At 36.9% G+C, this 21,079-nt stretch carries 20 protein-coding genes; 15 read left to right on the forward strand and 5 right to left on the reverse strand.

The features are described from left to right. Window positions 1-157: 157 nt before the first annotated feature. The 3 genes from ABIB30_RS16425 (at window position 158) to ABIB30_RS16435 (ending at window position 3,545) form a co-directional block, all read left to right on the forward strand. Window positions 158-1,636: a response regulator gene (locus ABIB30_RS16425; RefSeq protein ID WP_354303825.1), complete on the forward strand. Its 1,479-nt coding sequence runs from the start codon at window positions 158-160 to the stop codon at window positions 1,634-1,636. Window positions 1,637-1,750: 114 nt separating this feature from the next. Beyond that, complete coding sequence (locus ABIB30_RS16430) at window positions 1,751-2,635, forward strand: TIM barrel protein (RefSeq protein WP_354303827.1); 885 nt, start codon at window positions 1,751-1,753, stop codon at window positions 2,633-2,635. A gap of 451 nt (window positions 2,636-3,086) precedes the next feature. Further along, a complete protein-coding gene (locus ABIB30_RS16435; RefSeq protein ID WP_354303829.1) occupies window positions 3,087-3,545 on the forward strand; it encodes a MaoC family dehydratase in 459 nt (152 codons plus the stop codon). A gap of 54 nt (window positions 3,546-3,599) precedes the next feature. On the opposite strand, the gene ABIB30_RS16440 is transcribed toward ABIB30_RS16435, so the two are convergent. Beyond that, entirely contained in the window at window positions 3,600-4,022 is a 423-nt protein-coding gene (locus tag ABIB30_RS16440; protein WP_354303831.1) for a winged helix-turn-helix transcriptional regulator, read from the reverse strand. 310 nt (window positions 4,023-4,332) lie between these two features. Between ABIB30_RS16440 and ABIB30_RS16445 the strand changes: the two genes are divergently transcribed. The 3 genes from ABIB30_RS16445 to ABIB30_RS16455 all read left to right on the forward strand — a co-directional run bounded on the left by ABIB30_RS16445 (window position 4,333) and on the right by ABIB30_RS16455 (window position 8,422). Further along, window positions 4,333-5,259, forward strand: coding sequence for an aromatic alcohol reductase (locus tag ABIB30_RS16445; protein ID WP_354303833.1), 927 nt, complete (start codon window positions 4,333-4,335; stop codon window positions 5,257-5,259). Window positions 5,260-5,445: 186 nt separating this feature from the next. Beyond that, complete coding sequence (locus ABIB30_RS16450) at window positions 5,446-6,729, forward strand: tetratricopeptide repeat protein (protein ID WP_354303835.1); 1,284 nt, start codon at window positions 5,446-5,448, stop codon at window positions 6,727-6,729. A gap of 334 nt (window positions 6,730-7,063) precedes the next feature. After that, on the forward strand, window positions 7,064-8,422 hold the full coding sequence (locus ABIB30_RS16455; RefSeq protein WP_354303837.1) for a toxin-antitoxin system YwqK family antitoxin: 1,359 nt from the start codon (window positions 7,064-7,066) through the stop codon (window positions 8,420-8,422). A 48-nt stretch (window positions 8,423-8,470) separates the two neighbouring features. Here the strand turns inward: ABIB30_RS16455 and ABIB30_RS16460 are convergent, their stop codons facing one another. The 4 genes from ABIB30_RS16460 to ABIB30_RS16475 form a co-directional block, all read right to left on the reverse strand. Then, a complete protein-coding gene (locus ABIB30_RS16460; RefSeq protein ID WP_354303839.1) occupies window positions 8,471-9,298 on the reverse strand; it encodes an XAC2610-related protein in 828 nt (275 codons plus the stop codon). Window positions 9,299-9,629: 331 nt separating this feature from the next. Next, window positions 9,630-10,523 carry an alpha/beta hydrolase gene (locus ABIB30_RS16465; protein WP_354303841.1) on the reverse strand — a complete coding sequence of 298 codons (894 nt, stop codon included), beginning with the start codon at window positions 10,521-10,523 and terminating at the stop codon, window positions 9,630-9,632. A gap of 119 nt (window positions 10,524-10,642) precedes the next feature. Further along, on the reverse strand, window positions 10,643-11,509 hold the full coding sequence (locus tag ABIB30_RS16470; protein WP_354303843.1) for a helix-turn-helix domain-containing protein: 867 nt from the start codon (window positions 11,507-11,509) through the stop codon (window positions 10,643-10,645). A gap of 165 nt (window positions 11,510-11,674) precedes the next feature. Continuing rightward, on the reverse strand, window positions 11,675-12,037 hold the full coding sequence (locus ABIB30_RS16475) for a winged helix-turn-helix transcriptional regulator (RefSeq protein WP_354303845.1): 363 nt from the start codon (window positions 12,035-12,037) through the stop codon (window positions 11,675-11,677). A 134-nt stretch (window positions 12,038-12,171) separates the two neighbouring features. Here ABIB30_RS16475 and ABIB30_RS16480 point away from each other — a divergent pair, with 134 nt between their 5' ends. The 9 genes from ABIB30_RS16480 to moaA all read left to right on the forward strand — a co-directional run bounded on the left by ABIB30_RS16480 (window position 12,172) and on the right by moaA (window position 21,073). Then, entirely contained in the window at window positions 12,172-13,044 is an 873-nt protein-coding gene (locus ABIB30_RS16480) for an SDR family oxidoreductase (protein ID WP_354303847.1), read from the forward strand. A 224-nt stretch (window positions 13,045-13,268) separates the two neighbouring features. Beyond that, window positions 13,269-13,859, forward strand: coding sequence for a TetR/AcrR family transcriptional regulator (locus ABIB30_RS16485; RefSeq protein WP_354303849.1), 591 nt, complete (start codon window positions 13,269-13,271; stop codon window positions 13,857-13,859). A 126-nt stretch (window positions 13,860-13,985) separates the two neighbouring features. Further along, window positions 13,986-15,080, forward strand: coding sequence for an alkene reductase (locus ABIB30_RS16490; protein ID WP_354303851.1), 1,095 nt, complete (start codon window positions 13,986-13,988; stop codon window positions 15,078-15,080). A gap of 35 nt (window positions 15,081-15,115) precedes the next feature. Continuing rightward, entirely contained in the window at window positions 15,116-15,847 is a 732-nt protein-coding gene (locus ABIB30_RS16495) for an SDR family oxidoreductase (RefSeq protein ID WP_354303853.1), read from the forward strand. Window positions 15,848-15,877: 30 nt separating this feature from the next. Beyond that, window positions 15,878-16,645: an SDR family oxidoreductase gene (locus ABIB30_RS16500; RefSeq protein WP_354303855.1), complete on the forward strand. Its 768-nt coding sequence runs from the start codon at window positions 15,878-15,880 to the stop codon at window positions 16,643-16,645. Window positions 16,646-16,736: 91 nt separating this feature from the next. Next, the gene (locus ABIB30_RS16505) at window positions 16,737-17,735 is read left to right on the forward strand and encodes an NADP-dependent oxidoreductase (RefSeq protein WP_354303857.1); all 999 of its coding nucleotides are present in this window, start codon (window positions 16,737-16,739) and stop codon (window positions 17,733-17,735) included. Between the two features lie 179 nt (window positions 17,736-17,914). Next, on the forward strand, window positions 17,915-18,796 hold the full coding sequence (locus tag ABIB30_RS16510; protein WP_354303859.1) for a helix-turn-helix domain-containing protein: 882 nt from the start codon (window positions 17,915-17,917) through the stop codon (window positions 18,794-18,796). Window positions 18,797-18,889: 93 nt separating this feature from the next. Beyond that, window positions 18,890-19,672 carry an SDR family NAD(P)-dependent oxidoreductase gene (locus tag ABIB30_RS16515; RefSeq protein ID WP_354303861.1) on the forward strand — a complete coding sequence of 261 codons (783 nt, stop codon included), beginning with the start codon at window positions 18,890-18,892 and terminating at the stop codon, window positions 19,670-19,672. Between the two features lie 420 nt (window positions 19,673-20,092). Next, on the forward strand, window positions 20,093-21,073 hold the full coding sequence (gene moaA / locus ABIB30_RS16520; protein ID WP_354303863.1) for a GTP 3',8-cyclase MoaA: 981 nt from the start codon (window positions 20,093-20,095) through the stop codon (window positions 21,071-21,073). The last annotated feature ends 6 nt before the right edge of the window (window positions 21,074-21,079 follow it).

Here is a 21,079-nt window from a genome sequence, read left to right on the forward strand (position 1 = left end):
AATATATATTCTTAGTGCGCATAATCTGTTACTAGTGCGGATAGTTTGTTTTTTAGGTTTTTTTGTAGCCTCTTTATGTTTCTTTCTAAGCAAAAGGCCCTGGCATATAGCTGCTCATTTTTTCCTGACCTCTGTTACGCTTTTGATCTGGACAAACATGCTCCTAGTTTACCCAACTCTGTATGTGATCAATATTCAATATTGCCTGCTGGTTATATCTGCGAGTTATTATATACTTGGTTCAAAGAGTGGTTTTCGATATGCAATTGCAGCTATTCTACCGCTATTGACCGGAATTCTCTTCAATGATTTTCTAAAACAGAGCATCCCTTCAACAATGATCAATGTTAATTACACCGCCTACGGAATTACAGTGCTCATTAATTTTGCACTGATCTTATATATTCATCATCTTTTTTTCAAATCACTAACCAAGTTTAAAAAGCGTGAGCTTTTATTCAAAAAAAATCTGGAGCAGGCAGCGGCCAACCTCCGGGAACAGGCTATGGCCAAAACCAATTTCCTGAATTCCATGTCTCATGAGATCAGAACGCCATTGAATGCGATTGTTGGGATGAGCAATCTTCTGCTCTCAGGCAGCAGATCTGCTGAGCAGGATGAAAATCTTCAGATACTTAATTTCTCCGCTGAAAACTTGATGGCAACCGTTAATGACATTGTCGATTTTAGTAGTCTCGACAATGAAAAAATTCAGCTGCATAAAAAACCTTTTCGCCTTTATCAAACGATCAAAAATGTATTTGCCACATTTGAGGAAGAAGCGACATCAAAGTTGCTGAATTTTGACCTGCTTATAGATGAAAAGCTCAAGAATAAGCTTGTTATTGGTGACGAGTTGCGACTTAGCCAGATACTTTTTCATTTAATCGGCAATGCTATCAAGTTTACAAAGCATGGTTTTGTAAACGTTGGTGTTACTTGCAGCGAAGAACCAATTGATAAGACGGTGATCAAATTCAAGATAGACGACTCTGGTATTGGTATTTCTGAAGAAATGCAACAGCAGTTGATGGATCCTTTCAAAAAGAAATTGCAGCGCAGTCAGCGTCAATATCAGACCACATTGGGAATGACTATCGCTTCGCTGTTGTTAAAGCTTCATGGCAGTCAACTCGAAATTAACAGCAGAGAAAGCAAAGGATCATGTTTTAGTTTCGATATAATTTATACCGCAACTGAAATGCAAGAAAAATCAATTCCTGTTTCACTTTTCCCATTGGATGCCAACTTGTCTGAGCTACGCTTGCTCGCAGTTGATGACGAACGGTTAAACCTGCTGGTTGTCAAAAAGATCTTAGCCAAATGGGGCGTAGTTGCTGATGAAGCCGTTAATGGAAAGGTCGCTTTGGAAATGTGTATTAAGAAAGACTATGATGTCGTATTAATGGATATAAACATGCCAATAATGGATGGCTTTGAAGCTTCAAGAGCTATAAAAGATATTAATAAAAAAGATTTTACACCTCCCTGGATCATCGCACTTACGGCATCTGTAGGCTCTTCAATTGAGGAGGTTATCCAGTTCCCGACCATTGATGACTGCATATTAAAACCTTTCAGGCCGGAGGAGCTAAGGTATAAGCTCTCTCAATTGAATGATAAAATGGCGAACTAAGCTTTACATTGACACATTAAAATATAAACAATCGGCCTTCGTAACAATTTTGTGGCTTAATTGATTTACCTGGCCAATATGTTAGATTTATTTAAACAACTAATCTATTAGAAAATGACATCAAGACGTTCGTTCCTAAAAAGTAGTGCTGTACTATCAGCAGGCTTGTTAATGGCTCCCAAATTATTTGCAGCTCCGAAAAAAAGATATGTGGGTTTACAACTTTATACCGTACGTGATGCGATGGCTAAAGACCCGATTGGCTCTCTGGCTAAGGTTGCTAAGGTGGGTTTCAATTCAGTTGAAGGTGCTACTTATACAGGCAGCCAGAAATTCTACGGAATGGCTCCTACCGAGTTTAAAAAGGTTTTAAATGACAATGGCCTCATTATGCCAAGTGCCCATTTTATGCTCGGCGAAGGCATGCCCGATACCAAAGGAACCATTATCAATGATTGGCAAAAAGCGGTTGACGATGCAAGCGCTGTAGGTATTAAATATATGGTTTGCGCTTATTTACTTGACAGTGAACGTGGAACGCTTGATCATTATAAACAAACCGCAGAAAAGCTAAACAAAGCCGGCGAAATTACTAAGAAAGCAGGGATACAACTTTGCTATCATAACCACGATTTTGAATTCAAATCGGAAGATGGTCATTATCCATATGATATATTACTCAACAGTACTGATGCCGACCTGGTGAAAATGGAAATGGATATCTATTGGATGTACAAAGCCAAGCAAGACCCAATTGCGATGTTTAAGAAGCATCCTGGACGTTTCCCGCTATGGCACGTAAAAGATATGGATAACACACCCAAACAAATGTTTACGGAGGTTGGTAATGGCGTTATCCCATTCAAGAAAGTTTTTGCGCATGCTGAAGCAGCTGGTTTAGAGTATTTCTTTAACGAGCAGGATATTTGCCCGGGAGATCCGTTTGTGAGTATCACCAAAAGCTACAATTATATCAAAGCAAATAATTTGCACGTATAGATTTGTAAGTAATTTAAAATATATGTCTAGCTGTATCATAAATAAAAATTGATACAGCTTTTTTTTTACAATAATTTCAACGATTAAATAATTTTTGCAGAAATCCTGGCTTCAAAATTATTGCTATTTTCTAAAGGCCAGCATGGCTACCAATGCAGCTATAAGTGTAAATATACTGCTGCTAAATTCCAATCTTCTGAGACTTAAAACCTTGACAAAAAAGAATATATTTTCGCAAATTGTAAATCAATTGTTGTTTTACATTCATATTTATTATCCTGTTAAATTTCACTCATTTTTCTAGCAAAAAATGAATAAAAAAAACAATATTGATATTTTTAATATCTAAAATAATTTTACAAAACATTTGATATTACTGGAAGAAAAGAGACTAAATTGGCACAATTGATGCTTAAGTGAGGTTTAGAGGTATATTTCAAATAATAAACATATGTTAGTCATCAATAATTTCGAAGAGTATCAATCTTATTTGGGTAAAGACTTAGGGGTTTCCCAGTGGCATAGAATTAATCAGCAACAGATTAACAAATTCGCGGATGCAACGCTTGATCATCAATGGATACATGTTGACGAGGAAAAAGCTAAAGTTGATGGTCCTTTTCAGAAAACAATTGCGCATGGATATTTAACGATATCACTAATCCCCTATTTATGGAAGCAAATTGCAGATGTCCGCAATATTAAGATGGAAATTAACTACGGCATAGAGCGTTTTAAATTCGGACAAGCTGTTGTGGTTGATAGTGAAGTACAACTTAAGGCTAAGCTCATTTCCATAGCTAACTTGAAAGGCGTAACCAAAGTTGTTATTAAAGCTACGCTGATGATTAAAAATCAACTAAAACCTGCTTACACAGGAGATGTAGTATTTCTTTATCATTTTGCATAAGCGTTATGTAAACTGGGAATTATGAAATATTTTGAATCCAGACTGCGAAATAAGTCAGGATTCAACAGGAGCGGTATTTGTATAATTTGCTCTGGAATCATTAAAATCATCAATATTATTGGCTATCCATAACCAAAGTGGGGTAACCTGTTCTAATAAACCAATACCTAGATTTGTTAATTCGTATTCAACTCTGGGAGGTACTTCAGGGTAAACACTTCTGGATACTAACCCATCCCTCTCCAATTCACGGAGACATTTAGTTAACACTTTCTGACTTATACCACTGACGTGGTTTTGTAATGCAGAGAATCTCATACGCCCATCGATCCCCAAGGCATGTATGATAAATAATGACCATTTATTTCCAACATGATTTAATATGTCACTTTTCAAATCATCATGATCTTTGTTTAAAACCTTACAGATATCGTCCCAGGCTTTTAAAAGCTTCTCATCGGTAACAAGTTTTCCCATGTCTTTATTTTTGTTATGGCATATGCAGCCGTATCTATCCAGGGCATAAAAAATCTAAGCGACAGTTCATAATCCTATTTCATCATCTTATAGCTAGTTAAAAAAATTGATAAGTATTCCTAATGTAAAATAAAAATTCTGTTAAAATTTAATAAACTTATAATCAATTTACTAACCTTCAGGTAACTTACAAACCAAAAGGTTCCTTATCCTTCCTAAAATATAACTATCCTAAATTTGTCCAAACAAAAAAGCTGTTAGTGCATCAGTTATACAAACAGCGTCATCTTGAAAAATAAATATAATGAATATGGAAAATAAATCGATCCTGATTTTAGGAGCTGGGGAATTGGGCATGCCCGTAATCCGAAATATAGCGCAAGAGTCAAAAAAATACAATAATGTCAAAGTCACCGTATTGCTTCGTGGTACAACAATCGAATCTGACGATGAACAAAAAAAGACAAATATAGATGAAATCAGGTCGCTGGGGGCATCTTTACTCGCGGCTGATCTCTCCGCCCCATCTTCAGATTTGATTTCCATTTTCAAAAACTTCGATGTTGTCATTTCATGTACTGGATATGGTAGTGGAGCTGGCGGATTTCAATTGAAACTTGCTAGTGCAGTACTTGATGCTGGAGTAAAACGCTACTTCCCATGGCAATTTGGTGTTGACTTTGAGGTTATTGGTCGCGGTAGTGCACAAGACTTATTCGATGAACAGCTCGACGTCCGTAAGCTTCTCAGATCACAGACCATTACAGAATGGGTCATTATTTCAACAGGTATGTTCACCAGCTATCTCTTCGAAAAGTCGTTTGGTTTGGTTGATTTTGATAAAAAAATTGTAAACGCATTGGGTAGTCCAGATACTGCCGTAACTGTTACCACACCAGGTGACATCGGCAAACTGACCGCAGCAATCTTTTTCGCAGAACCTCAAATAAAAAACACCATAGTTTACATCAGTGGGGATACCATTACTTATGGCCAATTTGCTGATGTAATAGATTCTTTATCGGGAGAAAAATTTGAACGTACAGTAGCTGATCTTGAAGAGTTAAAAAATGATTTACAAAATGACCCAACAAATTTCGTAAAAAAATACAGGTCCATTTTTGGAGATGGCCGTGGTGTATCCTGGGAACTTGAGAAAACTTTCAATTTTCAAAATTCGATTGAAACCACATCTGCAAAACAATGGGCGGAAAATAATATGGAATGGAGTAAATAATTCCACTTGATAGGGAACAGAGATGTGTTTAACACACAGTTGATGATAAACCAGGTTACATCTGGTAATATTTTTCCATTGATTATTTTTTTCAGTTAATTACTATATTTGAATCTAAGTGATGAGACTAATATTCAAACTACTTTCCGTTATTGATTCAAACAAGTAAACGAAACAACTGATATCATGCATGAAAAATTAAGCAAATTTTCTATTCTAATAGTCATCATACTAATTGCTAATATCAATACTCTATCTGCTCAAAATGTTACTAATGAACAAAACCCCCGTACCGCAAAAGCGTATTTTGATCGGGGTTGTACTTACTTACAAGAACAGAAATATGATTTAGCCATTACCGACTATACTAAGGCGATTGCGCTTGATCCTAAATTTTCTAATGCTTATTTTAACCGTGGCGTTTCTTACAAAAAAAAAGAACAGTACACTCAGGCACTTGCCGATTATGCAAAAGTTGCCCAACTTGAGCCACAAGACCCTGATGTGTATAAGAACCAGGGTATCATTTATGAAATTCTAAAGAATTATGAATTGGCTGTTGCAAATTATACAAAAGCTATAGACTTTGGCGGAAAAAATTACTCTTATTTATACAACTACCGGGGCAATATTTATTTGAATAATTTGGAAAAGTCAGACTTAGCTCTTGCAGATTATAACATGGCGGTTAAGTTACTACCTAAAGCAGCTGATGGATATAATAACATTGGAGCTGTCTACGGCGCTAAAGAAGAATTTACCATGGCAATTACAAATTATACAAAAGCAATCGAAATTGATCCGAAATATCTTTTGGCTTATATCAATCGTGCCGATTGTTATGATGCTATAGGAAATTCCAAAATGGCTGATCTGGACCGGAAGAAATATAGCGATTTGGGAGGCAAAATCTCGGCCACATCCGGAAAAACGAAGCGTTCTATCTATCCACAAGGTAGCTTCGATGCAGTGCTGGCCAAATCGGCATTAAGCCGTGGCTTATCTAGAATCGAAGGTAGAGCATGTTCAAAGGTTGATGGATTAATCTTTAAGGCTGGAGGTGCTAAAGTTATGTTATACCCTGTTACACCATATCTAGAAGAGTGGTATGCACTCAGGGATAAGAAGGAAGGTAAAAAAATATCGGTTTATATGTCAAAAGAAGCAAATAAATATGCTATTGAAGCGATTGCCGATGAACAAGGAAGATTTAGCTTCGAAGGATTAAAACCGGGTAAATATTTTATACAGATGATCCATAATTTTAATCAACTAAAAACTAACCGGATTTACACTGGTTCAAACACAGCAATGCAAGGCAATACTCAGTTAATAACTAATTATTATCAAGATCAGGATTACATTGTTGAACGTAGCCAACGTGTAGAAAGATTTGTCGAGATTAAAAAGGATGGTGAATTTAAAAAAATCGGCTTATCAAAAGGATTGATTAAAGGATGTGATCTTTAATTAAATCAATAATATTACTAAGTCCGTATTGAAAATAAGTCGTCGCAAAAATCAGTAAAAAAAATATAAGGCTAAATATTGTTTGTCTGATATAATACATATGGGCTGAATGGCTAAATTCATCTAATCTACCGTCACTTTTAAAATATTTGCCTTTTACCGGGCATTTTTTTATTTAGTTTAAAATACCCATACTTATAATTACTTAACTATAATGCAATAAGGCCCGAAATTGTTTTGTACCCACTGCAACCAGACCATATTTTTTGATTTACATTATAATATTCAAGGTTACTAAACTACATTATTTGTATTAATAGAAACTTCAATAATCATGTCTGACCGTATAAAGATTCTATTGTCGCCGTTTTTCATTTTCTGCCTCGTGCTATTAATTGTTAACGACTTCATTCTGAAAGCAACTTTCCATAACGTGCTTACAGGCAAACTTTCCGATTTCTGTGGACTATTTATTTTTCCGATTTTCTGGTCGGCTGTATTTCCCAAACAAAAGTTATGGGTATTTATCCTAAGCGGAATACTGTTTATATTCTGGAAAAGCGAATTTGCTTCTGGATTTATTGAACTGCTAAATACCATATTCAGCATTCAGCGGACTGTAGATCCTACCGATCTTATTGCTTTACCCATATTGTTGCTTGGCTGGTTCCATATAAAAGGCGATCCGAACATATCTCTGAGTAATTCCTTAATCACTCGGTTAAGCGCCTTATTTATCGGGGCTGTTACTATTTTTTCATTCTGTGCCACCAGTCAGCAAAGGTATGTCCAGGGTTTTGATCAGCCGGAGTATGTGCTTTTGAGATCTGCTGCTACCCCGGATACTACCTTAAATTACGACTTTAATTTTTACAAAAAGGATTCGTTGCTCGTCATTAAGGTCAATCAGGTATATATCGCTAAACCCGTTAAGGACGATGATTATAACAAGAATCGTTCAATTAAAGAACTTGATAAGGATGTTTTAGCTCAAATCGCAGACAGTGCAAGCTTGATTCCCCCTGGCAAGGTTACTACGCTAAGCATCAGTACAGTACAGGGTAAGGACTCATTAAGGTTCAATGGTGGGCGTCTGGACGGTAGGTTCAGCAGAACAAAAAATGGTAAACTCCTCATAGAGGGATTTTACAAAATGGGATTGGAAGACTCCACTTGGACTATCAAAGACAGTAGTAGTAACAAGGTGGTGATACAAACATTTGTCAATGGGGAACGAACCAGTGTTAAACAATTTGATCATGAAAAGCTTATTTCGGCCAACAGGATTAATACCCGTGCAGACACCATCGGGAATAAATACATCCAGATTGGAATCCTGATTTTATTTGTAGTTGGTATAATCGTATTGTTGGTTAGGAACTATCGAAGCACATTTCCTGAACAACTTATATTCAAGAGGGTTTGGAAGTGGCTATTTTGCTTCCTCTCTCCATTTTTCGTCTGGCTTTTACATGCCGGAATCCGGATATTGTTAATGGATTTCAGACCGGATTTTTTTGAGACGCTGGCTACTATTATGTTCATTTTTATGGCCACATGCCCGCTGATGTTTGTGGTGGTATTCTGGATTAAATTGAGAAAGGAGATCGATATATTTTTGTATTGCCTGTTGTTCGGCTTGCTTTGTAGTCTATGGACAACCTGTGGCACGCTGATCGAACTGTCTAATTAGTTCGATCAATATAAACAGAACGACGTACTACCCTGGATGGTTTTATAATCAGTTCAATATTTTCGATGAACTCACCCATATCAGGGTGTTATAAGGAGAGAGTTTGTAAACATCTTTCCACCAGGTTGCTGCACCACGGCATGCGGTGATGAACAACTTATTTTTTTTATCCAATGTTACCTCACAAAGTCCCGAACATTTCGCCCTGGAAGCATTTGGTTCGGGAAGTAGGTCAAATCGTTTGGTGGACGGGTTATAAAGGTAAACACTAAAAGTCCGGTATACACCCATTCCGGCGTCTGGAATAGAGAATGCCAGGTCGTCATAACCATCGAAATTATAATCGGCAATGGTACCCTGCCGCTGTGGATCCGGATGGTCGAAGCCTGGTAGCTGGCTATTTTTTATACTGCCGTCAGAATAATTAAAAGTGAGCAGTTCAGCAGAAGTGTGATGAAAGGAAATCAGTACGCCATGCAGCAGGTATTTGCCGATTCCTGCATACTCCTCTTGATCCGGTACATGTTCCAGCTGAAATGTTTTTTTATCGTTGTTTCTATACCATACCTCAGAAATTTTGCCCGTCTCCTGAGTAAGCCCATATGTTCCGGTTACTTTTCCTTTAATAACTTCGTCCCATACGTAGATAATCTTTGGTTGCCCTTTTTCACCCTGACTGACCCGGCTTTTTAGTTTTAAGGATATGATCCCTTGCTGTCCACGATACTTTATAAATGCACCTTTCCCTTCAGTTCCATAGTATATGTCCAGGTGAAAAGACTTCGCCGCATTAGTTGATTTGAGCAAAAAAGGTTGCGCCGTGGCCACCGAAAACATGAATATCAAAAGAATGACAGGAATAAGCTTTTTTATCATATTTATTTGGGTCTATGTGTTTTTCCAGCATTTATTGTGCCGTTAATATTCGCCCAAACATCTTCATTGTTTGCTCCACATAATATTTAGCCACATCTTCCAAAGATACATCTGCAACTATTGTTAACAGACTTACGGCCGGTAGAATTTTGGTTATTTCTTCACTTGTCTTCAGCTGATGAAATACCAAATCCAATCTCGGCACCGGTTATGATGATGGTTTTTCCTCGGATGCGCTCATGCAGCGTTACAATTTTATCTAAATAATTAAGATTGCAGGATGGTAGAACCTAGCATTGTATGTTAAGCCTGGCTACGAAAACCTGATAATCTATTTTACGTGTTCATTAAAAAAACGGCCAACGTTTTTTACGGCGTTATCAATCTGTTCGTCACTATCATAATAGTCATAGTGGTTTCCGTCTGCCCACACCAATTCTTTAGGTCCTTTCAATCTCCTGTAAAACTCCCTGGCATTGTCTGGAAATGCGGACTCATCTGAATGTACGACCATAGCAGGAACTTCTATTTGTGACGCATGGGTAATCGGATCAAAGGCGAGCATCGTTTCCCAGGCCGTTACGTTAAAACCATTTGTGTAATTGGGAACATTGCCACGTTCTTCGTTCAGGTAATAGTCAAAGGCACCTTTTCGGTCCATATAATTTACTGCGTTAGGATCCGTTTCACTATAGGCAGCTATAAGGGTTTCTTCATCATTTTTTTCAAATTTACATTTGGCTTCATCTCCGGCTTCAATTCGTTTCGCAATCCCATCTGCCTGATACATCATATTAAATAATTCCGGAGTAGGCAGAAATGCGGCAACTGTTGCAATTGCCTTGATGCGCAGATCTGCGCCGGCCAGGTAAGCCGTATTTCCAGCTGAAGTGCATATGCCCACCATAGTTACACCCTGTACATATGGTAGGCCGGTTAGATAAGAAACAGCCGCCTTCAGATCGCTGGTTTTCTCTATATAAGATTCATATTGGCGAGGTGAACCTTGACTTTCACCATAGTGACTGTAATCAAATGCAAGCACAACAAATCCTTGCCCGGAAAACTTCTCCGCGTAGCTTGCTGGCATTTGCTCTTTTACGGATGTAAATGATCCTTGAACGATTATAGCTTTATATTGGCCATCTTCGTTCAGGTTATCTGGAGTGAAAAGGTTACCCACTAACGTAAGCTCATCACGTTTAAACCTAACTTTCTGTTTCATAATTTCATCGTATCTATTACTACAAAATTAATCCGGTCAATCCTAAATAACGTAGACAGATTACTTTAAATAGGATACATTTTACTGGTTGATGCCCTGTTTTCTTAACTGGCAGTTCATTATTGATCCCGATAGGACTTTGGAGAAAAACCTGTACGTTTACGGAAGAAACGAGCAAAATAATTGGGATAGTCAAACCCCAGTCCATAAGAAATTTCACTAATAGAAAGCTTTGTTTTCAATAATCTTTCTTTAGCAAGCTCTACTACATAGTTATGAATGTGTTCTATTGGAGATTTACCAGATAAATGCTTAACCAGATCACCAAAATAATTGGGTGATAAAAAAGAGAGCTGTGCAAAGTAAGCTACAGATGGAAGCCCGGTAACAAATGTGTCATGGGAAAAGTAAGCTATCATATTTTGATTAAAATCAGCAATTACCTTATTATAAAGGTTACTACGGCTCTGAAACTGTCTATCGTAAAAGGTCTGGGTGTAACTTAAGATCAACGAAATGTATGACAGAAGAATTTGCCTGTTGAACTTAGTCTTTCTGAATTCTTCATATACATTTTTATAAAGGTTCCAAAGTAACACCTCTTCTTCAGGCATAAGAAAAATAGCTTCAAGAACTGTGGTATAGTGAAAGAAGCTATAGTCCTTCACAATTTTCTTTATGAACATTTCGCTAACGCATATCACATAACCGGATGATGGTGGCTCTATATCCCAGCTCTGAGAACTATTTGGGGAATTAACAAACATATAGGAGCTCGCCTGGTCTTCCAAAGGAATTTGGTACACCAGATCCTTATGGATAGGTGGTTTTAGTGCAAATATGTAAAAATCGATACTTACTAAGTCCGATTTCAGTCTTCCGTGTTCCTCCAACTCAAAACTGACAATGTGAATGTCGTCATCTTTTATTCCCGAAAATTCGAGGTATTTCAGAAATTGTGGTAAATTAAATAGTTGTTCTGCCATCTGGATAATAATAATAATTACAGGTGATAATTTGAAAAGGTATATTTACTTCAATACTAATACAAAAACACCTTTGAATTTCATTTACAACGTAGACAATTTACTTTAAGTCAGATACTTTTTACTGTTTACCAGTTCACTGATCAAAAAAAGCGAACTAAAAAACTAAGATCTAGAAATGGTTGACTCTCTATGTTTAATACCCCATTCTAACATTTTATCTAATACGTCTGCAATGGATTTGCCTGAATTTGACAATTCATATTCTACAGACACAGGCGTTGTGTCATAAACCTTACGAATCACTATTCCATTCATTTCCAAATCCTTCAATTCTTTGCTCAGCATTCTTGGGGTAATTTTTGGAATATTTCGCTGGATTTCTGTGAACCTTCTTTTATCAAAGAGTAAAGAGCCTATTATGGGTAATTTCCATTTACCGCTAATCACATTCAGTGTATCATTTACAGCAAGTATAAACTGAGTCGGACAAGATTTTGCATCCTTTATACTAAATATTTTTTCCATTTTCCAATTGCATTTTACATTGATGGTATACCAAAGTATAGCGCTATACTTTGGTATACCACTACCTTTTGTATAGCAAACATAGTTTACTTTTGTGTAATCAATATAATTTTTAAATAAAAAAACAGGAAACAATGATTTTAGTAACGGGAGCAACAGGACATTTAGGAAAAGCAACAATCGATTCGCTATTGGAAAAGGGTATTCAAGCAAACCAAATTTCCGCATTAGTTAGAGAGGAAGCCAAAGCACAGGATTTGAAAGCAAAAGGCGTAACCTTAAAAATTGGAGACTATGACGACTACATTTCTTTGGTCACCGCATTTAAAGATGTCGATAAGCTTTTCTTAATTTCGGGCACCGACGTGGTCAACCGTTCAAAACAACAGGAAAGTGTGATCAGAGCAGCCAAGCAGATTGGCGTAAAGCGTATTTACTACACTAGTTTTGAGCGTAAAAATGATACTGAGACTTCGCCGGTTGCATTTCTTGCAGAATCGCATCTTTATACTGAGAATTTGATTAAAGCAAGCGGAATATCTTATACCATTTTTAGAAACAATATGTATCTGGATGCTTTGCCATTTTTTGTTGGAGAGAACTTTTCACAGACAGGCGTATTCTTTCCGGCAGGAGAAACAAAGTCTGCCTTTGCTTCACGCCGGGATATGGCAGAGGCAGTAGCCAATGTATTAACCAGCGAAGGGCACGATAATAAAACATATTTCATCAGCAATACTGAAAACATTTCTATGCGTGAAGTTGCTGAAATTATAGGTAACGTAACAGGTAAACCAGTAAATTATATAAGTCCAACTCCAGAAGTTTATGCAGACGCTTTATCAAAAGCTGATGTACCGGCAGAATTTGTTAGGATGTTGTCAGGAACAGCAGAGGCAATCAAGCAAGGGGAATTCTCGTCTGAAAAAACAGATTTAGAAAATTTGTTGGGCAGAAAGCCAACATCAGCAAAAGAATTTTTGACACAGTTTTATTCGAAAAAGTAAGAAGTCACATCTCAATAAAATCATAGAATATAGTTTAAAATAGAAATATCCACCAGACATAACTGTAAACTAAAACCCTGGCAAGACCAAACTCTGACGACCTATTTAGCAGGTGTAATTGTTGTAATAGATACAATTTTGCAGCATAGACTTTTATATAAAACAATTTATATTTATTTATTAAATAAACTTTTTAGTATATTTGCTAAGTAATCAAGAACACTATGTTGACAAAATCTGAAAGAACAAAACAATTTATACTGGAAACGGCGGCACCGCTCTATAACGAGAAAGGTATTTCCGGAGTTAGTATAGATGATATCCTGGCAGCAACCAAGCTGACCAAAGGTTGTTTATACGGTCATTTTGAAAATAAAGATGATCTATCTGAACAGGTAATTGATAGGATGTTAAAGCAGGTTACCGATAAGGTTTATCTAGCTGTTTCCAAAGGAAAAACCGCAAGAGCAAAAGTATTTGCTTTTATGGATTTCTACAAAGACCCTATAGATACATATGTTTCAGGGGGATGTCCTCTATTCAATACCGCTGTAGAAGCCGATGACAATTTCCCGATTATTAAACAAAAAGTAGCAGCTTTATTTCGAATGGGTCAAGAAGGACTGGTAAACACTTTAAAAAAAGGAATTGAAGATGGAGAGTTTTCATCCAGGCTAGAACCGGCTATTTATGCTTTTAAATTGGTTGCAGCTATTGAAGGAAGTATTGTAATGTGCAGAACTATGGATACCATTAAACCTATGCACTCCCTAATCAAAAATTTAAAAGCAGAACTGGATCAGTATGCAAGTTGATTTTTTTGATACATAATAGACTAAAAAGTATATTTAAATGGACACTTAGATAAAATGAAAGAAACAGCATTTACAATTTCCTTAAAAACTAAATTATCAATAATCATTTTTTAATATCAAAACAATATGAGTAAAGAGATTTTATTCAGTTCATATGAACTTAACGGATTTGAACTAAACAACAGAATGGTAATGGCGCCAATGACGAGAAGCCGTTCAGCAAACGAGGGAAAATTGGCAACAGACCTCACTGCAAGATATTATCAACAGCGTGCTACTGCAGGTTTAATTATTACCGAAGGTACTTATGTGAGTGAAGAAGGAATTGGGGTAGTGAATGTTCCGGGTATCTATACTGCTGCGCAGATAGAAGGTTGGAAATTATCCACAGCAGCAGTACACAAAGAAGGTGGCGTTATCTTCGCACAACTTTGGCATACCGGCGCTTATTCGCACCCAGATTTGCACGAAGGAAAAAAACCTTTAGCGCCATCGAATGTAAACCCAGCGCAGCAGGTGTTCACAGCGGAAGGTTTCAAACCTTCAGAAGAGCCACAAGCAATGACCGCCGAAGACATTAAAAGAACTGTCAACGATTTTAAACAAAGTGCTTTAAATGCTTTTCAAGCAGATTTTGACGGCGTGGAATTACATGGTGCAAATGGTTACTTATTGCAACAATTTTTCAGCAAAAACAGCAATTTACGTAACGATGAATACGGTGGTTCGGTAGAAAATCGTGCGCGTATTTTATTTGATATTCTGGATGAATTAAAACAAACGGTAGACATCAACAAGGTGGGTGTTCGACTAAATCCTTCTCTAAACGGCATTATGGGAATTTTGGTCGATGATGAAACCATTACTTTGTACAACTATATCATGAATAAATTAAACGATTATGGCTTAGCATATGTGCATTTAATTGAGCCTTTTACCGATGTATCTGACAATGAGAATGCAGTTCAGGAAGTAGCCAAACATTTCCGGAAAATTTACAACGGCACCATCATTATCAATCGGGGTTTCAATAAAGAAACAGCTACAAAAGTGATCGAAGATGGCGATGCAGATTTGGTTTCTTTTGGTGTTCCTTTTTTGGCTAACCCTGATTTGGTAGCACGTTTCAAAACCGATGCTTTATTAAATACGCCTGACCAGGACACATTCTATACTCCTGGTGAGAAAGGATATACGGACTATCCTACTTTGAACAACTAACACCTCCTTAATATTTTAAAATTAAAAAAAAGAAAATGAAAACAACAGGAAATACAATATTCATAACTGGTGGAAGCGCTGGAATAGGTTTAGCATTTGCTAAAAAATTAAGTACTAGAGGGAACAAAATTATAATTAACGGACGCAGTGAAGAAAGACTCCAAAATGCCCTGAAAGAATTGGATAATGCTGTTGCCATTCAGGGTGATTTGTCTGTAAAAAAAGACAGAGATCGTATAGCATCGGAGCTAAAAACTAACTACCCAAACCTAAATATTGTCATAAACAATGCCGGTGCAGCTTTTATGAACGATTTGAGCGATAGCACAAATAATGCAGCGGACAAAGCTTATCAGGAAATGAACACCAATTACATCAGCGTAATTGACTTTACTTCCATGGTATTACCTCAATTATTACAACAGGAAGAAGCGGCAGTAGTCAACGTTTCTTCCATTGCAGTTTACCGTGGCAACAAATATTTACCAACCTATTCAGCCAGTAAAGCAGCCATACACAGCTATACGCAGGGATTGAGGGATACATTTTCTGAAAATGAGAAATTGAATATTTATGAAGTCTACCCACCCTTGGTAAACACGGAATTTTCGGCAGAAATTGGCGGCGCAAATGGCATTTCTCCATCAGAAGTTGCAGACGAATTGTTCACTGCTTTGGAAAACAACCAATTTGAAGTACCAGTGGGTGAAACCAAACTAATTCATACCTTATTAGAAGAGGTAGCAGCAAAAATCGCAGCAAAATAAATTTCTTTCAAAGACTTATATAAGTCAAACATGAATTTAAAAAACAAAACGATCCTGATAACAGGCGGAGCATCTGGAATAGGTCTGGAAGCTGCAAAACAATTTTTGGCACTTGGTGCAAATGTAATCATCACCGGTAGAAATCAGGAAAAATTGGATGCAGCAAAAAAAGCACATCCCCAAATTGTTGCCATACAAAGTGACGTAGCAAATGCTACAGATGCAGAATCTCTTTTTAGACAAGTGACAGCTTTGGGTGGAATTGATATATTATATAACAATGCAGGTGTCGGAGTTCCGCCAATAAATTTAGGTGTTGCAAATGATAAGCACTTGAAAGGAGCAGTTTATGAAATGGAGGTAAATTATTTTGGTGTCATTCGTTTAAATAATCTCTTTTTGGAAATGTTAAAATCCAGGAAAGAATCTGCACTTATCAATACAACATCTATACTGAGTACGCTGCCCTCATTACTGGAAGCCACTTACTCTGCTTCCAAAGTCGCATTGGCTTTTTACACCAGATCACTTAGAGAGCATTTAAGAATTATAAATAGCCATGTGAAAATATTTGAATTATTGCCACCAGTTGTGGATACAGATATGGTTGCTGACCGGGATGGTAAAAAAATAAGTCCAGAAACATTGGTAAAAGGGCTGATACGTGGATTGGAGAAAGATCAATATGCGATTCGTATAGGGGACGCAAAAGTACTCTATCAAATCAATCGTATTTTTCCTAAGCTGGCCTTCAAACTTGTTAACCCTAAGAAATCAGATGATATTTTAAGATTATAAAACTTGTTATGTTATAATAGATATTTTAATAGTATCTAATTTTTTCCACGTAAAATAGGTTATGGCCCCATTATTAAATAACATATAGAAAATGAGATCATTTTTAATAAATAAGTACACCAAAGGAAGCCTCCAATTAGCAGAGGTGCCCATTCCAAAAGCTGGCGATAGTGAGGTTTTAATAGAAATCCACGCGTCTGGGGTTAATCTTCTCGACTCGAAAATTAAAACGGGAGAATTTAAGTTGATACTTCCTTACAAGATGCCACTTATTTTGGGGCACGATGTAGCTGGAACGGTCATTCAGGTTGGAAAAAACGTGAAGAAATTTAAAATCGGAGACGAAGTATATTCCCGTCCCGCCGATCATCACATAGGAACCTTTGCGGAATTCATTGCCATCAATGAAAATGATGTAGCATTCAAACCGAAGAATCTTTCCATGGAAGAAGCTGCCGCTATTCCCTTAGTAGCTTTAACGGTATGGCAGGCTTTGGTCGAAAAAGCCAACCTTAAAAAAAATCAGAAAATTTTCATCCAGGCAGGTTCTGGTGGCGTAGGAACTATTGCATTACAATTAGCAAAATATCTTGGAGCAACCATTGCCACTACGGCCAGTGAAAAAAGCTTTGACCTGCTGAAAAGTCTTGGTGCGGATGTTTTAATTGATTATAAAACGCAAGATTTCGAAGCCATTTTAAAAGATTACGATGTCGTTCTGAACAGTCAGGATACAAAAACATTAAAAAAATCGCTGAACATCTTAAAACCGGGTGGTAAAATCATTTCCATTTCGGGGCCACCTACACCTACATTTGCTAAGGAAATTAGAGCACCTTGGTTTGTAAAAATAATATTAACACTTGTAAGTTTAGGTATTCGCAAGAAAGCTAAAAAACTGGATATAGATTACTCCTTCCTATTTATGCATGCTGATGGCGAACAATTACAAGAGATTACCAAACTTATTGAAGTTGGTGTTATCAAGCCGGTAATCGATAAGGTTTTTCCTTTTGAACAAACCAACAGTGCATTGGAATATGTGGAAAGTGGAAGAGCAAAAGGAAAAGTAGTAATTCGGCTCAAATAAGCACAGTTACTTCCGATAATTCTTATATTGAACTTTCGAAAAACTGCTGTTCATAAAGGCGAAGGAAATTTATGAATTAGGATGTTGAATACCTGTAATAGAACTATTTCTTTTAAATGAGAGGAAAGCTTATTATTTGGTTAGACTTCAAATGACTATAATACATACCAAATTTACAGATGAACAGTTACTCTATAAGGGACATAATAAGATACAGGGAACTTGATTGGCAACATTCTGATGATTTTTTTTATTTGGTCGATATTCCGAATCAGTTTGAATCTTTTGTCCTAAAACCTAATTACTTCTGTTGCGGGATTATTAATAAAGGAGGAATTACCATTGAGGTAGATGGTCGTATTCACAAAATGGGAAAACAGTCATTTTTAATATACAAGCCTGATCAAATTGTCAGAATTATAGATATTTCACCCGATAGCCAAGGAGCATTTATTCTATTTACAAAAAGGTTTATCAGTTATATTAAAGAAGATATCTCTAAAGAAAGTCATCCGTCATTTCTAAGTACACAGTTCACTTCATATACTGTTTTGTCTCCTTTCAGCTACTACCGATTAGCGTCATTCTTTGCTAAATTATTCGATCTGCTGACCAATATCAACAGGGAGACCTGGGAGTATTCTGCAAAGAGCCTTATTTCTGTTTTATTCAATGAGATCGATGTTAACCTGAGAAATAGTATATATAATATTCCTAATTCAGGAAATATTAGGGAAACAACTTTGGTGAACGAATTTAAAGCGCTTGTAAATGAGCACTTTCTTCAGGAAAGAGCTGTGGTGTTTTATGCTGATAAGATTTCAGTAAGCTCTGGTTACCTGCACAGAATAGTTAAAAAACAGCTAGGTATTACTCCCGGGGCATTTGTCAATGCTTTCCTATTTAGTGAAGCAAAATCACTACTTTCCTACTCCACTTATAATATAAGTGAAATCGCCGAAAAACTATCTTTTAGCGACATCTATTCTTTCAGCAAATATTTCAAGAAGCACTCAGGAATGTCACCAAGCCAATACAGGTCATTATTTCTCAGTAATTGAGACTTCAGTAATGGACAAGAACAGTACAGTTATGGATAAATGATTTAAAATAAAGGAGCTGTAAATTAGATTTTATAATTAAATATTTAATTTATGGACCGTTTAAAAGGTAAAAAAATAATTGTAACAGGCGGTGCCCAAGGCATTGCCGAATCAATTGTAAGGGTATATGTAGCTGAGGGTGCCGATGTTATTTCATTAGATGTAAATGATGCACTTGGAGATAAAGTGACTAAGGAAGCTAATGCAAAGGGCCCTGGCACTGCAACTTATTACCACTGCGATGTTTCTAACCGTAGCGAAGTAGAAAGCGTTTTCAAAAAAGCAATACAAAAACTGGGTGGGAAACTTGATGTGTTGGCCCACATAGCTGGCATACAAAAACATGCTCCCCTCGATAATATTCCAACTGACTTATATGAAGCGTTATTCAAAATTAATGTATTGGGAACCTTCAATACCAATGGAGTAGCTTATCATTACATGAAAGCGAACGGAGGAGGTAGTATCATTAATTTTGGTTCGAGATCTGGTTTGACTGCGGAAGTTAATAATGCGCTGTATGGTGCGACAAAAGGGGCCGTACATACATGGACGCGCTCTGTAGCACGTGAATGGGGCCCTGATGGTATTCGTGTTAATGCAGTACTCCCTTATATGGTTACACCAATGTATGAAAAGTTCAGGGAAGCGCTTTCTGTCGAAGACCTTGAATCTCATGATAGGGATACCAAAGTAGCAATACCTTTAGGGGGCAAGTTTGGCGACCCTACGAAAGATCTCGGGCCTGTAATGGTATTTTTAGCAAGTGACGATTCTCATTTCATCTCAGGACAGCTGGTGCCTGTAGATGGAGGAATGGAATCTGTTCGTTAGCATTATTATTTTAATAACTTTTATAATTAAATCTAGTCATTTAAAGTAGCGGCCTAATTGGCCGCCAACTTTTTAATTATCAATAAAATCGAAAACGTCATTTGTTTATTTTTGAACACATATGAATTAACACTAAATTTAAATACAATTAAAAATATCATATATTATGAAAGCATGGCAGTTTAACGGAGTGGACAAACCATTGGAAAGAGTTGAAATACCGGAACCAAAAGCTGACAAAGGCGAGATTGTAGTTGTTATTTGAGCATGCGGCTTATGTCATGGCCACGTGAGCTTTATGAATGGGACGATTACATCACTTTTAAAATCAGACAATTATCATACCTGCAAATATTTAATGATTAGTTATAAGTATTATTATTAAATTACATATAGCATCACATTGAAACCGGAAAAGGCATGATAGTAGATTCATTTGGCAGGATACATGATTATTTGCGCATATCCCTCACAGACAATTGCAATTTTCGCTGCTTTTATTGTATGCCCGAAGAGAACTACGACTTTAGCCCAGCGTCGCGATTGTTACAAAAAGATGAAATCATTCAGCTCGCGACACTATTTGTAGCAGAAGGCGTTAAGAAAATCAGACTTACCGGAGGTGAACCTTTAGTTCGAAAAGATGCCGCTGAAATCATCAAAGCATTAGGAATGCTACCAATTGAGCTCACCCTTACTACCAATGGCACCCGAATCCAGGAAATGCTGCCCGTTCTCCTATCTGCCGGTATTAAGCATATTAATATTAGCCTCGATACCTTACAAGCTGAGAAGTTTATGATGATTACCCGTCGGGATGCCTTTCATCAGGTCAAAAGCAATATAGAATTATTGCTTAGCCAGCAAATGAAAGTAAAGGTGAATGTAGTGCTCATGAAAGGTTTAAATGACAATGAAATTCTTGATTTTATTGCCTGGACCAAGGAAATTCCTGTTCAGGTTAGGTTTATAGAATTCATGCCTTTTGCCGGAAATCACTGGACAAGTAATAAAGTTTGCTCACTTCAGGAAATTCTTGACATTATAAGCCCTCATCACACGATTCAACCTATTACAGCAAGTTTGCATGACACTGCAAAACATTACAGCATACCAGGCCATAAAGGTTCCTTTGCAATCATAAGTACCATGACCGCCCCTTTTTGCAGTAGCTGCAACCGAATGCGCTTAACGGCTGATGGTAAGTTAAAAAATTGTTTGTTCTCCAGAACAGAGACGGATCTCTTAACAGCTTTAAGAGCTGGCGAAGATGTTTTATCTTTAATCAAAGCCTCTATTCAGGCGAAAGAAAAAGAACTCGGCGGACAGCTGAATAAGAATTTCGAACATCTTAATGCCGAAACCATCATCAATAGAAGTATGATCAGTATCGGTGGATAATTAAAA

Source organism: Pedobacter sp. UYP1, assembly GCF_040547305.1.
Taxonomy (GTDB): Bacteria; Bacteroidota; Bacteroidia; order Sphingobacteriales; family Sphingobacteriaceae; genus Pedobacter.

What these genes read in the sequence shown, in the direction of transcription:
- ABIB30_RS16500 (WP_354303855.1), top strand. Translation starts at nt 15,878, where the DNA reads ATGAATTTAAAAAACAAAACGATCCTGATAACAGGCGGAGCATCTGGA.
- ABIB30_RS16470 (WP_354303843.1), bottom strand. Translation starts at nt 11,509, where the DNA reads ATGGCAGAACAACTATTTAATTTACCACAATTTCTGAAATACCTCGAA.
- ABIB30_RS16485 (WP_354303849.1), top strand. Translation starts at nt 13,269, where the DNA reads ATGTTGACAAAATCTGAAAGAACAAAACAATTTATACTGGAAACGGCG.
- ABIB30_RS16440 (WP_354303831.1), bottom strand. Translation starts at nt 4,022, where the DNA reads ATGGGAAAACTTGTTACCGATGAGAAGCTTTTAAAAGCCTGGGACGAT.
- moaA (WP_354303863.1), top strand. Translation starts at nt 20,093, where the DNA reads ATGATAGTAGATTCATTTGGCAGGATACATGATTATTTGCGCATATCC.
- ABIB30_RS16505 (WP_354303857.1), top strand. Translation starts at nt 16,737, where the DNA reads ATGAGATCATTTTTAATAAATAAGTACACCAAAGGAAGCCTCCAATTA.
- ABIB30_RS16425 (WP_354303825.1), top strand. Translation starts at nt 158, where the DNA reads ATGCTCCTAGTTTACCCAACTCTGTATGTGATCAATATTCAATATTGC.
- ABIB30_RS16510 (WP_354303859.1), top strand. Translation starts at nt 17,915, where the DNA reads ATGAACAGTTACTCTATAAGGGACATAATAAGATACAGGGAACTTGAT.
- ABIB30_RS16450 (WP_354303835.1), top strand. Translation starts at nt 5,446, where the DNA reads ATGCATGAAAAATTAAGCAAATTTTCTATTCTAATAGTCATCATACTA.
- ABIB30_RS16475 (WP_354303845.1), bottom strand. Translation starts at nt 12,037, where the DNA reads ATGGAAAAAATATTTAGTATAAAGGATGCAAAATCTTGTCCGACTCAG.
- ABIB30_RS16455 (WP_354303837.1), top strand. Translation starts at nt 7,064, where the DNA reads ATGTCTGACCGTATAAAGATTCTATTGTCGCCGTTTTTCATTTTCTGC.
- ABIB30_RS16490 (WP_354303851.1), top strand. Translation starts at nt 13,986, where the DNA reads ATGAGTAAAGAGATTTTATTCAGTTCATATGAACTTAACGGATTTGAA.
- ABIB30_RS16435 (WP_354303829.1), top strand. Translation starts at nt 3,087, where the DNA reads ATGTTAGTCATCAATAATTTCGAAGAGTATCAATCTTATTTGGGTAAA.
- ABIB30_RS16495 (WP_354303853.1), top strand. Translation starts at nt 15,116, where the DNA reads ATGAAAACAACAGGAAATACAATATTCATAACTGGTGGAAGCGCTGGA.
- ABIB30_RS16515 (WP_354303861.1), top strand. Translation starts at nt 18,890, where the DNA reads ATGGACCGTTTAAAAGGTAAAAAAATAATTGTAACAGGCGGTGCCCAA.
- ABIB30_RS16465 (WP_354303841.1), bottom strand. Translation starts at nt 10,523, where the DNA reads ATGAAACAGAAAGTTAGGTTTAAACGTGATGAGCTTACGTTAGTGGGT.
- ABIB30_RS16480 (WP_354303847.1), top strand. Translation starts at nt 12,172, where the DNA reads ATGATTTTAGTAACGGGAGCAACAGGACATTTAGGAAAAGCAACAATC.
- ABIB30_RS16445 (WP_354303833.1), top strand. Translation starts at nt 4,333, where the DNA reads ATGGAAAATAAATCGATCCTGATTTTAGGAGCTGGGGAATTGGGCATG.
- ABIB30_RS16430 (WP_354303827.1), top strand. Translation starts at nt 1,751, where the DNA reads ATGACATCAAGACGTTCGTTCCTAAAAAGTAGTGCTGTACTATCAGCA.
- ABIB30_RS16460 (WP_354303839.1), bottom strand. Translation starts at nt 9,298, where the DNA reads ATGATAAAAAAGCTTATTCCTGTCATTCTTTTGATATTCATGTTTTCG.